This window comes from Cupriavidus sp. HY129 (assembly GCF_059492215.1).
Window position 1 is genome coordinate 1,259,472 of record NZ_CP083255.1, and the last position, 14,187, is coordinate 1,273,658.

The window sequence follows — 14,187 nt, forward strand, 5'->3', positions numbered from 1 at the left end:
CATCCGCCGAGGATTCCTGACATATTCGCCTGCCATACTGGCTCCCAGATCGCGGCGCTAGCATGGCCTTGCCGCACCGGACACGAAAGGGCGATGCGGTATGAAGCGGCGCACGGGCGGTACTAGGCTGTTGGCAACGCTGGGCAGGCAGGCGGCGCGGAGCGCGCGCCGGCTGCAGCGCACCGTGGCGCAGACAGTGACAAATCCGATGTTGCGCGTGGCCAGGCAGCAGGGCCAGGCGGTCGGCAAGGCCATGGGGCGTGCCGTTGGCAAGGCCGCGCGTCAGGCCTTCACAGGGGTTGTGACTCCAGCCCCATCCCCGGTCAGCAAGGGCGGCGGTATCTGGGAGGAAGGGCTGTGGGGCTTCAGCCTCGGTATCGGCAGCATGGCGCAGCGCCGCTATCGCGTGTTCGTGCCGCCCGGTGTCAGCGCGGCGCGGCCAGCGCCGCTGCTGGTGTTGCTGCACGGCTGCGGCCAGGATGCCGCCAGCTTTGCGGCCTGCGCCCGCGTGGCCACCGTGGCGCGCGACGCCCGCTGGGTGGTGCTGATGCCGGAGCAATCGCTGCAAGGCAACGCCCAGCGCTGCTGGAACTGGTTCCGGCCCGCTGAGCGCGGCGCATCGGAGGCGGCGCTGCTGATGTCGATGGTCGATCATGCGTGCCGGCGCTACGCGGTTCTGGCCGACCGGGTTTGCGCGTTCGGTTTGTCTGCTGGCGGCGCCATGGCGATGATGCTGGGTCTGCGCTATCCCGATCGTTTTGCCGCCGTGGGTTCGCATTCCGGCGCCGCGCCGTTCAGTGCCAGCAACGCGTCGCAGGCGTCACGCGCGATGCGTGGGGAGCGGGCGCCTGACATTGACGCGGCGCGGTTGCTGCTGGCTGGACGTCGGCCTCCGCCGCTGCTGCTGATGCATGGCGACGAGGATGCGGTGGTGTCCTACGACAACGCCACGGCTACGGCTGCCATGTGGCTCGACCTCGTGCCACATGGCGTGCATGCACCTGCCCCGTTGCCGCCAAAGCGCGTGCGCCGCGGCACGCGCAGGGAGATGGACGTGCTCGACTGGCAGAGCGGGGCACGCCCGTACCTGCGGCTCGTGAAGGTGGAGGGTTTGCGTCACGCCTGGAGCGGCGGCGCGCCGGGGCAGGCGTTCGCCGACCCCACCGGCCCCGATGCACTCAAGATCGCGCTACGGTTCTTTTCGGTGAACGGTCGTCACGATTGAGTGTGGGTAGCGCGCGGATCGAGCGCAGATAGAGCGCAGATAGAGCGTGGGCAGGGCTTGGCCCCTGGATGATGGCGCGATCAGGCCGCGCCAACGGGTTCGAACACGACGTCGCTGGTCGGACACGCCACGCAGGGCAGGATGTAGCCATCCTCCTTTTCGTCGCGGCTCAGGCCTGGCCATTCCACGCGGTAACGCACGCTGCCCGCGTGGAGTTTGCTGATGCAGGCGCGGCAGGTGCCATTGCGGCACGAACTGGGCAGCGACACGCCATCGAGCAGCGCCGCCTCAAGCAGACTCAACGAAGCCGGCGCGGCAAACCGTGTATTTGCGGGCAGGACGCACGCCGTGTATTCGGTGTCGTCGAAGGTGTTCCCGTCGCCAGTCATGCCTGCTCTTCGGTATCCGGGAATCGGGCTCGGCCGTGCGTGGCGTCGCGCAGCGTGGCAATCGCGCCATCGCGCAGCGTGGCGGGCAGGCGGATCAGCAGCGTCGCCAACGCGTCATATCGGGTGTCGACCAGCGTGCAGCCTTCGGCGGCTGACAGCTCCAGCCAGCGTCGCACGCGCGATTCGTCGGCATAGTCGATCTCGATGGCAAACGTGGTGTACGCAATGCGTTCGATACGCTCGGCGTCCTTGAGCGCGCTGGCGATGGCGTCGGTATAGGCCCGCACGAGGCCGCCCGCGCCCAGCTTCACGCCGCCGTAGTACCGCACCACGGCCGCCAGCACGCCGTCGAGGTCGTGATGGCGAAGAACTTCGAGGATCGGCCTGCCTGCCGTGCCAGAAGGCTCGCCATCGTCTGACATGCCCGACTGTCCGCCCGCCAGCAGCGCCCAGCACACATGGGTGGCGGTGGGATGCTGCGCCCGCAGATCCTGAATCACGGCCATCGCCGCGTCACGATCGGCCACCGGCACGGCCAGCGCGATAAAGCGGCTCTTGCGGATCTCGATGTCGGCGTGAACTGGAGCGGCAAGCGTGTAGGTAGGCAAGACGGGGAAATGCAGTGGTCGCTGGGCAGGATGGCGAGTGTAGCGCAGGCCGACGGTTGGCTACGGAAACCAGGCCGCATGACAGCTCGCTGACCGTCAAAAAACTGTCATGCTGGGTGCTTATCATCCGCCACGGGGCGTTCCGTCCACATTGCCCCGGTGCCCGATTCGCATAACTATCCACCCATATAAAACCATCATGTCCGACCAACCCCTCGTTGCCCGTCGCCGTGCCCTGAAAATCCTTGGTGGAGCCCCGATGCTCCCGATCGGCGCGGCCGCCGCGAGTCTTGCGGGTGGGATGACCGCGATGGAGGCCGCGTTCGCCGCCGCGCCCCGGCGCAAGGCTGGCGCGGCATTTACGTCGGCAACGTTCACGGGCATGGCCGCGCCGTCGCTCGACAATCCGGCTGCGATGGCCACGACGACGGTTGGCTCGTCGATCAAGGTGTCTTACAGCGACGACAGCGCGCAGGAATATGCGCTGGCATACCAGCCCTTCTTTGTCACCGGCGACATGCTGCCCGATGGCAAGGGCGGCAAGGTGCTGGCAGGCGGCTACTACGACATCCATAACCGCCCGATCATGGATACCTCGGTGCCCGGCAAGACGCGTCAGTTCTTCTCGGACTGCCCGGACGGCAGCTCGCTGCTGACCGTGCGCGGCGCGCGCGTGCATGGCGTGAAGGGCAATACGGTGTTCGCCGTGGTGCAGTTCGAATACACCACGCGCGACCAGGCCAACGGTGACATGTACGGCATGCTGCCGTCGCCGATCGCCGTCATCACGCTCGACCAGGACCCGAAGACTGGCAAGCTCACCCCGGTGCGCTATCACAACGTGGATACGTCGGCGGTGAACGGCCTGTGGATCACCTGTGGCGCGAGCCTGTCGCCGTGGAACACGCACCTGTCGAGCGAGGAGTACGAGCCGGATGCGGTCAAGGCCGCCACCGACAAGCGCCTGCGTGGCTTCAGCCAGAACCTGTATGGCGACGCAGACCGCGCCAATCCCTATCACTACGGCCATCTGCCCGAAGTCACCGTGCACGCCGACGGCACGGGTTCGATCCGCAAGCATTACTGCCTGGGCCGCATCTCGCACGAACTCGTGCAGGTGATGCCGGACGAACGCACCGTACTGATGGGCGATGATGCCACCAACGGCGGCCTGTTCATGTTTATCGCCGATCGTCCGCGCGATCTGTCGTCGGGCAAGCTCTATGTGGCCAAGTGGCACCAGACTTCCGGCACGGGGCCGGGCGCGGCCACGCTGTCGTGGATCGCGCTGGGCAGCGCGACGAGCGACGAGATCCGCAAGCTGGTGGATAGTGGCATCAAGGTCTCCGACATCATGGACGTCAAGGCCAAGGACCCGGCAGATAGCGCTTACACGCGCATCCTGATCGATGGCAAGCCGAACTGGGTAAAGGTGGCACCGGGCCAGGAAAAGGCGGCGGCGTTCCTGGAGACCCATCGTTACGCGGCGCTCGTGGGTGGCAGCCTGGGCTTCACCAAGATGGAAGGCACGACGGTCAATATCGCGGACCGCAAGGCGTACTCGGCGATCTCGCGTATCGAATCGAGCATGTTGGCCGGCAACGCGGCGAACGCGGGCGATATCCGCGTGGAAGGTCCCTACTCCGGCGCCGTGTACGAACTGAACCTGAGTGGCGCCCAGACCGACCATGCTGGCGCGCGCATCGACAGCGAATGGGTGCCCGTCGACATGGCGCCGGTGCCGGCACTGGTATCCGAAGACCTCGGCGGCGGACCCAAGAAGGCGCAGGATGCGCTTGGCAACTTCGCCAACCCCGACAAGGTGGCCACGCCGGACAACCTCAAGTTCTCGGAGTCGCTGCGCACGCTGTTCGTCGGCGAGGACAGCAACACGCACGTCAACAACTTCCTGTGGGCGTACAACGTCGACACGAAGCAGTTGTCGCGCGTGCTGTCGTGCCCGGCCGGCGCGGAATCGACCGGACTGCACGCGGTGGACGAGATCAATGGCTGGACGTACATCATGAGCAACTTCCAGCATCCTGGCGACTGGGAAGCAGGCCTGCACGACAAGGTCAAGGCACAGCTCGACCCGCTGGTCCGCGCCAACTACAAGGACCGGTTTGGCGCGGCGGTGGGCTACCTGACGGCGACGCCGGCAGCGATCCGCCTCGGCAAGCGGGCCTGACGCCGCGTTCCGCCCGGTCCTGCTACCCTGTGGGCTGCGCGCTTGGCATCCGACCGGGTGGCAGCTCCACGAGAAACCCCATGACCGCTGATCCGACCGCGCGCCGCATGGCGCCCGCCACCGACCGCAACCGCGAGCCGATCCTGGCCGTGCTGCGCAACGTACTGCCGCGATCGGGCACGGTACTGGAAATCGCCAGCGGCACCGGGCAGCACGCCGTGCATTTTGCGGCGGCGCTTCCGGGTTTGACGTGGCAGCCGAGCGATCTGGATGTGACGCACCGCGAGTCGATTGCTGCCTGGACCGAACATACGCAGGTCCAGAACGTTCTCCCACCCCTTGCCATCGACGTTCGCCAGGAACCGTGGGGCATCGATGCCGTGGACGCCATCGTCTGCATCAACATGATCCACATCGCGCCGTGGGCGGCGGCCGAGGCGCTGTTCGAGGGCGCGGGCAGGCGATTGGCGCCGGGCGGCGTGTTGTACCTCTATGGCCCCTACCGCCGCGAAGGCGCGCATACGGCGCCAAGCAACGAGGTGTTCGACCGCCAGTTGCACTCGGCCGATCCAGACTGGGGCGTGCGCGACATGGAAGCCGTGATCGCACTCGGCACGACGCACGGCCTGACGTGCGATGCCCCGATTCAGATGCCGGCCAACAACTTCAGCCTGGTGTTTCGCAGGCAGGCGTGAGCGGCGGCTGGCGCACTGCCCCGAGCGGCCCGGTAGGGCTGCTAAACTTCGCCGCGAAACACTGTCTATCTGCATTCAACGTGAACCTGTCCAACCTGGAACGCCAGCTTTCCTTCCTCCGGGAAATCGACCTGTTGAAGAGCGTCGTCCGGATGACGCCGCTTATCAATCAGTCACGCCGGGAGAACAGCGCGGAACATTCGTGGCACCTGGCCATGTATGCCCTCGTCCTGTCGGAACATGCGGCGGCACCTGTCGACGCCCTGCGCGTGGTGAAGATGCTGCTCATCCACGACATCGTCGAAATCGACGCAGGCGACGTGCCGTTTCACGACCCGGCGGCGAGAGCCGGTCAGGCGGCGCTGGAGGAACAGGCGGCAGAACGGATCTTCTCGCTGCTGCCGGCCGCGCAGGCAGCGGAGTTCCGGAGCCTGTGGTCCGAGTTCGAAGCGGGGGAGAGCGACGACGCACGGTTCGCGAAATCGCTGGACCGTCTGCAGCCGTTACTCCACAACGCAGCGACCGGGGGCGGTAGCTGGGTGGAGTGCGACGTCACCGAAGAACAGGCCATGGCACGTTACGGCCCGCCGATCGAGCGCGGCTCGCCAGTGCTTTGGGAAGAAGCGGCGAGGCTTGTGCGCGAGCATTTTCAGAAGCCTCGGGAAGGGTGACGTGGGTGGGGTGTAAACCGCGGGCGCCGAGTGTGCATACGCAGGGTGAGGGGCGGTAGCCACACAATGCTGTGAATCCGTGTCGGATTGCGCTTTCGCCGTTGCAGTGATTGAGCCCTGTCGGGCCATTGCATAAGCTGTCCTCGTCACGTCACTGCACCGGAGGTTCAGCATGTATCTCGATCCCATGGCAGGCTTGCAGCCTCTGCCAAAAGCCAATACGCACAGCAGGCTGCGCCAAGGTGGCCGCCCCGGCCAACTGCCATTTTCGGACTCCCCGTGTGCCGTGCTCGGGTCCAGCCGGCTGCCGATTGGCCATCTGACGGTCGCGGAGGTTTCGGCGCAAGGACTCGTGAACCTGACGCCTTTCGAGTTGCATCGCGCCATCGAGGCGGGCCACTTCTACGCCGAGGGCTACGATCCCGCCGGAATGCCCACAATACTTCCGGCCTGGCAGTTCGTGCCGCCTGCGCCGGCCCTGATCACGCCGATCATCATGGCGCTCCGCAACGAGCCGTCAGGTGAAGATCCCTTTTTCTGGATGATCGCCTACGAAGAGTTGAATGATCTCACTCCGGCTGAAGTGCTATGCGGAAGGCTGCTTTGTACCCGAGGGTCGGTGTCGATCGGTCAGGTGCATCATCTGCGACGGTCCGATGCCGAACGTCAGGCAACGGTCATGGCGGCACTAGAGCTGCTCCCCTCCCGGTTGCTGCGAGCCGGCCCGTGAGGTGCGATCTGGAGTTGTCCTTGCGCGCCACCGATATGCCGGCAGACGTCGCGGCACAGATGCCGCCGCGTGGATTGGTCATGGATGTGATGGCGTCGAGCGTTTGCACGCTGAGCCGTGGGATGTTGCTGACCAGAGCTGCCTGGAACGCGGCGACGGCGCTGCCCGATTTCGCGACGCGTACCCACCGATGGGGGCCGCCGGCCAGTTGCAGGCAGGCGGCGGGCCGCTTTCCTTTCCATTGGCTGTATGTCGCGGAAGATGCCTACACCGCGATATGGGAGGGGCGGTTTTGCGAGAAGGTCGAGAGATTTCCGGGCGCCTTCAGACTCAACGAGGCTGCCAGTGACGGCCTCCTGGTCACCATGCGGCTGAAGTCGGATCTGAATTTCCTCGAGATTGGCGGGACGACAGCCGCCAGACTCGGAATCTATGATCGGTTGTCAGACCCAGACTATCAATGGTGCAGGCATTTCGGTCTGGAGATGCACCATGTTCTCGAAGCGCTTTTCAATCGGACAGGTGCGATTGGCATTCGCTATCCATCAAGGCGCCTTCGCAACCATGCCGCACTCGCGGTTCATTCCCGCCATCTTGGCAGGTGGAGAGAATCGGTAACGATCGATACGGCACGTTTCGGGGACTTGCCCATATACGGTGAGCTTCTCGACGATCCGTGTCGACTGCCCAAGGCGCTATCAAAATGAAGCGAAGCGGTACTGGTTAGACGCGCGGCCGCAGGCAGTACAAGTAGTACGGCGAGGCCGCGCAATGACGCCAGATTCATTTTGATAGCGCCTCTACAGCGCACTAGGCTGCGCCGGTGCGACTCACCCCCGCACCAGCATCACCACCGCCGTTGCGATCAAGCACAGCGCGAACGCCGCGCGCAGTTTGCGTTCCGGCATACGGTGGGCAAGGGCCACGCCCCATGAGATCGTCAGCATGCCGCCCAGCGAGAGCGGGATGCCGCTGTACCAGTCGACGTGGCCGGCGTTGGCATAGGTGAACAGCGCGACAACCGCGCCGGGGGTGACCAGTGCCAGAGCCAGGCCCTGTGCGGCGGCCTGGCGCATCCCGAACAGCCCCACAAGCGCGGGGGCGGCTACCACGCCACCGCCGACGCTGAAGAATCCGGAGAACGCGCCGCCGACCACGCCCACGGCGGGAATCCACGAGGGAGACAGGCGTGCATGCGGTTGTGTGGTGGCGCGGCCCGGCAGGAGTCGCCACAGGAAGTACAGTGCCAGGCCGATCATGAAAATGGCGAAGATGCGCCGTAGCAGTGCCGGGTCGATCGACGTGGCGAACTTTGCGGAAGCGTAGGTGGCAAGCACCGCAGACAAGCCAAGCACGATGGCTGTCTTCAGCTCGATATCGGCGCGCTTGCGGTATTGCCAGAATCCGATCAGTACGTTCGGCGCGATCATCACCAGCGAGGTGCCCTGTGCGAGCTGCTGGTCCATGCCATAGAGCAGGCCGAGGGCCGGGATGGCGATCAGGCCGCCGCCGATGCCAAACAGGCCGCCCACGCCGCCGAGGAGTCCCCCGAGTCCAAAGATGAGCAGGGCGGACAGCAGCGAGTGGTCGGGCATGGTGAATCGGGGGCGGGGTTACGAGAAGCGGCCTTCAGAAAAGGCAAGTCCGCGATCATACGCGGACATGGGTAATACATGGCTGTGGTGCGTCGGGCGGATCGGGTGGAAGACCGGCACCCGCAGGTGCCGACTCCTGACCGACGCGGTCAGTCGACCTGCGCGCCAGACTGCTTGACGATCTTCGCCCATTTGTCGATATCGCCGCGCAGCATGGTGGAGAACTGTTGCGGCGTGCCCGTCAGCACTTCGGCGCCCTGGGCAGCAAGCTTGTCGCGGAGCGTCTTGTCGGCCAGCGCGGTCTGCATCGTGGCGGCAAGCTTCTGCGTGACATCCTTCGGCGTGCCGCGCACTGCGAACAGGCCGACCCAGAGGTCGCCGCTATAGCCGGGCACGGTCTCGCTGATGGCGGGGATGTCCGGGGCAAACGGCGAGCGCTTGGCCGAGCTCACGCCCAGGGCGCGGACCTTGCCGGCCTTGATATGCGCCAGCACGGAGGGCAGGCTGGCAAAGGCCATCGGCACCTGGTTGCCGAGCACGTCATTGAGCGCCGGGGCGACGCCCTTGTACGGCACGTGCTCGAGCTTGATGGCCGCCATGCTGTTCAGCATCTCACCCAGCAGATGGTTCAGCGTGCCGTTGCCGGCGGAGGCAAAGCGGTAGTAGTCGGGCTTGGCCTTGGCCATCGCGATCAGTTCCGACATCGACTTGGCCGGGAAGGCGGGGTTGACCACCAGCACGTTCGGTACGGTAGCTACCGGGGCGATCGGCTCGAAGTCCTTGATCGGGTCGAACGGAATCGAGCGGTAGAGCGACGGGTTGATGGCCTGCGTGCTGCTGATGGTCATCAGCAGCGTGTAGCCATCCGGCGCGGAGCGGGCCGCCGTCTGGGTGCCAATGTTGCCGCCAGCGCCCGGGCGGTTTTCCACCACTACCTGCTGGCCAAGGCGTTGCGACAGGTCGGCCGCCACCAGTCGGGCGACGATGTCGTTGGTGCCGCCCGGCGCCTGCGGCACGATCATCTGGATCGGCTTGGACGGATAGGTGTCGGCTTGGGCGTGGCCGACAACGGACAGGGCCATGGCGATACCGGCGATGGCGCGGATTGTACGAAGCATGATGTCTCCTCGGTGGCTTCTGGCGGGCCCATGCACTTGGAGGCCCGCTAATGTGGCGCCCACTCTAGCGGAGCCATCCGCCAAGGAGAAATTCAATCGGTGACTATGGGCATAAGGTTTTCTTATCGGACCGGGCGCGGCGGGCCGGCCATCCACCCATCCACCCATACGCCGACACCAGGAGTCGCCGCTCCCATCAACCCGCTGGCGCCAGCGACCCGCCCAGGGCAATCCGTTCTCCGACTATCTCCCGCAACACATCGGCCACCGCCTCGGCCGCATTCGAGCGCGGCAGCGCGCGCGGCCAGCACAGGGACAGCGTGCGTCGGAGTTCCGGAACGATCAGCCGCCGAGGCACGGCCGCATCGCCATCGCCAAGCGACGACGCTGGCAGTATCGTGCAGGCCAATCCTTCCCGGGCGGACGCCAGCAGGAAAGGCAGGGAATCGAGATCGGCCACCACATTCAGGTTCATGCCGGCTTTGGCAAACGTGCGCTCGACCACCTCGCGCAACCCCTGCGAGCCGCTTGGCAGGACCAGCGGGATACCGTCGAGCGCCTTGAGCGGGACCGTATCCGCCGTGGCGCCGCCCCGTTTGCCCGGGCGCGGCGCGGTCACGGGTGGCGTGCCGATCAGGTAGAGCGGTTCGCTGGCCAGCGGCTCCGGCTCCACCGCGCGCGATGGCGTGTCGCGAAACAGGATGGCGAAGTCGAGCCGGTTCTGGTTCAGCAGCTCGGAGATATATCCGCTCATGCTTTCAAAGAGTTGCAGCCGGACCTGCGGGTAGCGCTGGCGCACGGTGCGTATCAGCGCCATGCCGAAGGCCGCTGCAGCCGTGGTGGGCAGGCCGATGGCCACGGTGCCCGAGACCTCGGCGCCGGCCACGCGCACGTCGGCGCCCGCGATTTCCACCTGTCGCAGGATATTGCGCATGTGACGGTAAAGCGTTTTTCCGGCTTCGGTGGGCCGCACGCCTTTCGCGCTGCGGTGCACCAATGGCACGCCGAATTCGTCTTCCAGCGTGGCAAGCTGCTGCGACAGCGCGGGCTGCGCCACGCAGACGACCTCGGCGGCGCGGGTCAGGCTGCCTTGGTCGACGATGGCCACAAAATAGCGCATGGCACGGATGTCCATGGGTTCTCCAGAGGGTGCATGGGGGACGCACCGGGGGTGCAGGCTATTGATTCTACTTATGGAGCCTTCTGCAATCCCTATTTCACAGGTCGGAGGCAGGCGGGTAGATTGGCGGCATTGCGCTACCTACCCAAGACACCGTCATGTCCCGACCCCTTGAAGGCATCACCGTCGTTTCGCTCGAGCAGGCCATCGCCGCGCCGTTCTGCACCCGTCAATTGGCCGATCTCGGCGCGCGCGTCATCAAGATCGAGCGGCCTGGCCCGGGCGATTTCGCGCGTGCCTATGACGGCCGCGTGCGCGGGCTGTCGTCCCACTTCGTCTGGACCAACCGTTCGAAGGAAAGCCTGACGCTCGACGTCAAGGCACCTGCCGCCGCCCCGGTGCTGGAGGCCCTGCTGGCCAAGACCGATGTGCTGATCCAGAACCTGGCGCCGGGCGCGTCGACCCGCCTCGGGCTGGACTACGAGACGCTGTCGAAGCGCTTTCCACGCCTGATCGTCTGCGATATCTCCGGCTACGGCGGCGATGGTCCCTATCGCGACAAGAAAGCCTATGACCTGTTGGTGCAGAGCGAATCGGGCTTCGTGTCGGTCACTGGCACGCCGGAAGAGGGCGTGAAGGCCGGCGCCTCGGTGGCGGACATCGCCGCCGGCATGTACGCATACAGCAACGTGCTGGCCGCGCTGATCGAGCGGGGCCAGACCGGCCGCGGCAAGCATATCGACGTGTCGATGCTCGAATCGATGGTCGAGTGGATGAATTTCCCGATGTACTACGCGTTCGATGGCGCCGAACCGCCGCCGCGCGCCGGGGCGTCGCACGCCACGATCTACCCGTACGGACCGTTCCCGACCGGCGACGGCAAGACCGTGATGCTTGGTTTGCAGAACGAACGCGAATGGGCGGTGTTCTGCAAGGTGGTGCTCCAGGAGCCGGATCTGGCCACCCACGCGGCGTTTGCCACTAACAGCCTGCGCAGCGCCAACCGCGCGCAACTGCGTGCCCGCATCGTCGAGGCGTTCGGGCGGCTGACCGCCGCGCAGGTGGTGGAGCGGCTGGAGGAAGCAAAGATCGCCAACGCCAATGTCAACACGATGGCCGACGTCTGGGCGCACCCGCAACTGGCGGCCCGCAAGCGCTGGCGCACCGTCGATACCCCAGCAGGGCAGATCCCGGCCCTGCTGCCGCCCGGCATGACCGACGCGCGCATGGACCCGGTTCCGGCGGTAGGCGAGCATACGGACGCGATCCTTGCCGAGACCGGCTGCACCGCCGAACAAATCGCCCGGCTTCATGCCGACGGCGTGGTCTGACGGAGGCGGGCGATGACAAGCACCCGAGTGCCGCGCAGTTATCTGTTCGTTCCGGCATCGCGTCCGGAGCGCATTGGCAAGGCCATCGCGGCTGGCGCCGACGCCGTGATCGTCGATCTCGAGGACGCAGTGGCGCCGGATGCCAAGGCGGCGGCGCGGGCCGGCCTGGCCGAGCCCTGGCGCGACTTGCAGGCCCAGGCGGATGCCGCTGGCGTAGCATTGCTGCTCCGCATCAATGGTGCCGACACCTCGCACTTTGCCGAAGACGTGGGCTTCTGCCGCGCATGCGGCGTTCGCGAGATCGTGCTGCCCAAGGCCGACAAGGCGGCGCTGGCCGCGCTGCGTGCCGATCTGCCCGAGACGCCGTGCTGCGCCTTGCTGGAGAGCGCGGCCGGGTTTGCCGATCTGGCCCATGTGGCGCGCGCGCCAGGCGTATCGCGACTGCTGTTCGGCAGCATCGACCTGATGTTCGATCTCGATGTGGGTGACGACGACGCGCCGCTCCACCATTTCCGTAGCGAACTGGTCATGCATTCCCGGGCGGCCGGACTGCCGGCGCCGGTCGACGGTGTCTGCACGGCCATCGGCGATGCCGACGCGCTGGCCGCCGATACCGCGCGGGCACGGCGTTTCGGGTTTGGGGCCAAACTGCTGATTCATCCGAATCAGGTGGGGGGTGTCCATGCCGCCCTGGCGCCATCGGCCGAAGAACTGGCCTGGGCGCGTCGTGTGGTCGAGCAGGCGGCCGCCGCGCAGGGCGCTGCGATCGCCGTCGACGGGAAGATGGTCGATCGTCCAGTGCTCGAACGCGCACAGCGTATCGTCGCGGCGGGTGGCGTCTGACGACGCTTTCGGCCCCCCCGAATTGGCGCCGATGGGGTGTCAATGGAGCGCCAATGCGTGTTTTCCCTGAGCGTGGGATTGCTGCAAAACCCGCCGGTTTGCCATCGGTGTGAAAGGTATTTGTAATGATGTTCAGGCTGAATAGGCGCGCGAGATCATGCACGCTATGCGGGAGAACACGAAGATGAATGTCCTGGGCCTAAGACAATAAAGCTGTCTTCCCGGTGCACCGTTTGGCGGACATGATCGTTAATTAACTTCCGATCACGTCGAAACGAGCCAGACTGACCGTGCATTCTTCTGTTTCCCGAGTCGCCGTGGCGACGTTGCTGGCCATGGCCTCCGTGGGCTCCATTGCCGCCTCGGCCGGGCAAGCCGCCAGCGGACCCATGCCTCCAGATGGCCCCTGCACGCCGCCGCCGGCAAAGGCCGCGCTGACCCTGGCGCAGGCACGTCTTGACGCGCTGCGCTGCAACCGCGACATCATCTCGGCCCGTCGTGGCGAGGAAGCCAGCCAGGCCGACATCCAGATTGCTTCCCAACGCCCGAACCCGGTCCTGAGCCTGGGCGTGGCCAATATCAACCCGAATCTTGGTGTAGGTGCCGGCAACTGGCGCAGCAAGACCGTGGACTCGACGGTGCGCGTCGACCAGGTGATCGAGACCGCCAACAAGGGCAACCTGCGTACCGACGCGGCCCGCAAGGCCAGCGCCGCCGCCGGCGAGCAGACGCAGGCGGTGGTGGCCCAGCAGGTCAGTGCCGTGGAACAGTCGTGGTACGACGCGGTAGCCAGCCAGAGCCGGGTAGAGGTGCTGACCGAAACCGTCGGTCTCTATGGCAAGACTCAACAAGCGAACGAGGCACGGCTCAAGGCTGGTGACGTGGCACGCGCCGATGTGACCAAGCTCCAGCTCGAAACGCTGCGGGCCCAGAGTGACCTTCGCGCCGCCCAGTCGGACTATGCCACCAGCAAAGCAGCACTGGCCGCCACAATCGGTCTTCCGGGCACGCTGTTGGACAACCGGCTCGTGCCGGACTGGCCTGCGCTCGATGCCCCGGTGCCGCCAGTCGATCCTGAGGTGCTGCAGCGCCGCCCGGATGTGACGGCCGCCGAAGCCCGGCTGGCCGCCGCCGCCTCGGCGCGTGACCTGGCGCGTGCCGGCCGCGTGCCCGACGTGACCGTCGGCGCCCAGTACGAGCACTATCCGGTTTCCGAGGCCAATACCACCGGCAGCGGCAACAGCTACGGCGTGTTCATTTCGATTCCGCTGTTCGTGCGCCACAGCTTCGGCGGTGAAGCGCGCCGTGCCGAGGTGGACTACTACGCCGCGCTCGACGACCGCAACCGTATCTTGCTGGCCGCGCAGAACGACATCGAACGGCTGCGCAGCCAGCTTGAGTCGGCGCGCGCGTCGCTGCAGCAGATGCAGACCGCCGTGCTGCCGGCGGCGGAGAACGTCGCGCAGAGTGCCGAGTTCGCCTATACGAAGGGTGCCACTGGCGTGCTCGACCTGCTCGACGCGCGCCGCGCGCTGCGTCAGACGCGCCTGGACGCCGTCGACGTGCAGGGCAGCTTCGCCAAGGCCATGGCCGCGTACCGCGCCGCCCTGCAGGCCACCACTTCCGATATCAACAAGCTTCCCCAGGTTCGAACCGATGCATCGCATCCCTGAT

At 66.1% G+C, this 14,187-nt stretch carries 14 protein-coding genes; 9 read left to right on the forward strand and 5 right to left on the reverse strand.

What is annotated here, in order from left to right:
- Nucleotides 1-100 precede the first annotated feature (100 nt).
- Nucleotides 101-1,225, forward strand: coding sequence for an extracellular catalytic domain type 1 short-chain-length polyhydroxyalkanoate depolymerase (locus K6G35_RS21955; RefSeq protein ID WP_035884475.1), 1,125 nt, complete (start codon nucleotides 101-103; stop codon nucleotides 1,223-1,225).
- Between the two features lie 80 nt (nucleotides 1,226-1,305).
- Here the strand turns inward: K6G35_RS21955 and K6G35_RS21960 are convergent, their stop codons facing one another.
- Both K6G35_RS21960 and K6G35_RS21965 read right to left on the reverse strand, forming a co-directional pair.
- Nucleotides 1,306-1,614: a 2Fe-2S iron-sulfur cluster-binding protein gene (locus tag K6G35_RS21960; RefSeq protein WP_008651504.1), complete on the reverse strand. Its 309-nt coding sequence runs from the start codon at nucleotides 1,612-1,614 to the stop codon at nucleotides 1,306-1,308.
- Complete coding sequence (locus tag K6G35_RS21965; RefSeq protein WP_008651505.1) at nucleotides 1,611-2,222, reverse strand: IMPACT family protein; 612 nt, start codon at nucleotides 2,220-2,222, stop codon at nucleotides 1,611-1,613. The genes K6G35_RS21960 and K6G35_RS21965 overlap by 4 nt, the downstream gene beginning before the upstream one ends.
- A 199-nt stretch (nucleotides 2,223-2,421) precedes the next feature.
- On the opposite strand from K6G35_RS21965, the gene K6G35_RS21970 reads away from it, so the two are divergent.
- From K6G35_RS21970 to K6G35_RS21990, 5 genes are all read left to right on the forward strand, one after another.
- The gene (locus K6G35_RS21970) at nucleotides 2,422-4,410 is read left to right on the forward strand and encodes a PhoX family protein (protein ID WP_008651506.1); all 1,989 of its coding nucleotides are present in this window, start codon (nucleotides 2,422-2,424) and stop codon (nucleotides 4,408-4,410) included.
- Nucleotides 4,411-4,490: 80 nt separating this feature from the next.
- On the forward strand, nucleotides 4,491-5,105 hold the full coding sequence (locus K6G35_RS21975) for a DUF938 domain-containing protein (RefSeq protein ID WP_008651507.1): 615 nt from the start codon (nucleotides 4,491-4,493) through the stop codon (nucleotides 5,103-5,105).
- Between the two features lie 80 nt (nucleotides 5,106-5,185).
- Nucleotides 5,186-5,776 carry an HD domain-containing protein gene (locus K6G35_RS21980; RefSeq protein ID WP_008651508.1) on the forward strand — a complete coding sequence of 197 codons (591 nt, stop codon included), beginning with the start codon at nucleotides 5,186-5,188 and terminating at the stop codon, nucleotides 5,774-5,776.
- Between the two features lie 172 nt (nucleotides 5,777-5,948).
- The gene (locus tag K6G35_RS21985; protein ID WP_495677093.1) at nucleotides 5,949-6,506 is read left to right on the forward strand and encodes a hypothetical protein; all 558 of its coding nucleotides are present in this window, start codon (nucleotides 5,949-5,951) and stop codon (nucleotides 6,504-6,506) included.
- A gap of 20 nt (nucleotides 6,507-6,526) precedes the next feature.
- Nucleotides 6,527-7,213 carry an RES family NAD+ phosphorylase gene (locus K6G35_RS21990; RefSeq protein ID WP_495677094.1) on the forward strand — a complete coding sequence of 229 codons (687 nt, stop codon included), beginning with the start codon at nucleotides 6,527-6,529 and terminating at the stop codon, nucleotides 7,211-7,213.
- A gap of 123 nt (nucleotides 7,214-7,336) precedes the next feature.
- On the opposite strand, the gene K6G35_RS21995 is transcribed toward K6G35_RS21990, so the two are convergent.
- From K6G35_RS21995 to K6G35_RS22005, 3 genes are all read right to left on the reverse strand, one after another.
- Nucleotides 7,337-8,101: a sulfite exporter TauE/SafE family protein gene (locus K6G35_RS21995; RefSeq protein ID WP_008651511.1), complete on the reverse strand. Its 765-nt coding sequence runs from the start codon at nucleotides 8,099-8,101 to the stop codon at nucleotides 7,337-7,339.
- A gap of 149 nt (nucleotides 8,102-8,250) precedes the next feature.
- The gene (locus K6G35_RS22000; protein WP_017511503.1) at nucleotides 8,251-9,219 is read right to left on the reverse strand and encodes a Bug family tripartite tricarboxylate transporter substrate binding protein; all 969 of its coding nucleotides are present in this window, start codon (nucleotides 9,217-9,219) and stop codon (nucleotides 8,251-8,253) included.
- A 196-nt stretch (nucleotides 9,220-9,415) separates the two neighbouring features.
- On the reverse strand, nucleotides 9,416-10,354 hold the full coding sequence (locus K6G35_RS22005; RefSeq protein WP_008651513.1) for a LysR substrate-binding domain-containing protein: 939 nt from the start codon (nucleotides 10,352-10,354) through the stop codon (nucleotides 9,416-9,418).
- Between the two features lie 143 nt (nucleotides 10,355-10,497).
- Here K6G35_RS22005 and K6G35_RS22010 point away from each other — a divergent pair, with 143 nt between their 5' ends.
- The 3 genes from K6G35_RS22010 (at nucleotide 10,498) to K6G35_RS22020 (ending at nucleotide 14,186) form a co-directional block, all read left to right on the forward strand.
- Complete coding sequence (locus K6G35_RS22010) at nucleotides 10,498-11,670, forward strand: CaiB/BaiF CoA transferase family protein (RefSeq protein ID WP_008651514.1); 1,173 nt, start codon at nucleotides 10,498-10,500, stop codon at nucleotides 11,668-11,670.
- Between the two features lie 12 nt (nucleotides 11,671-11,682).
- Nucleotides 11,683-12,513 carry an HpcH/HpaI aldolase/citrate lyase family protein gene (locus tag K6G35_RS22015; protein WP_495677095.1) on the forward strand — a complete coding sequence of 277 codons (831 nt, stop codon included), beginning with the start codon at nucleotides 11,683-11,685 and terminating at the stop codon, nucleotides 12,511-12,513.
- Between the two features lie 335 nt (nucleotides 12,514-12,848).
- A complete protein-coding gene (locus K6G35_RS22020) occupies nucleotides 12,849-14,186 on the forward strand; it encodes a TolC family protein (protein WP_051705536.1) in 1,338 nt (445 codons plus the stop codon).
- Nucleotide 14,187: the final 1 nt, after the last annotated feature.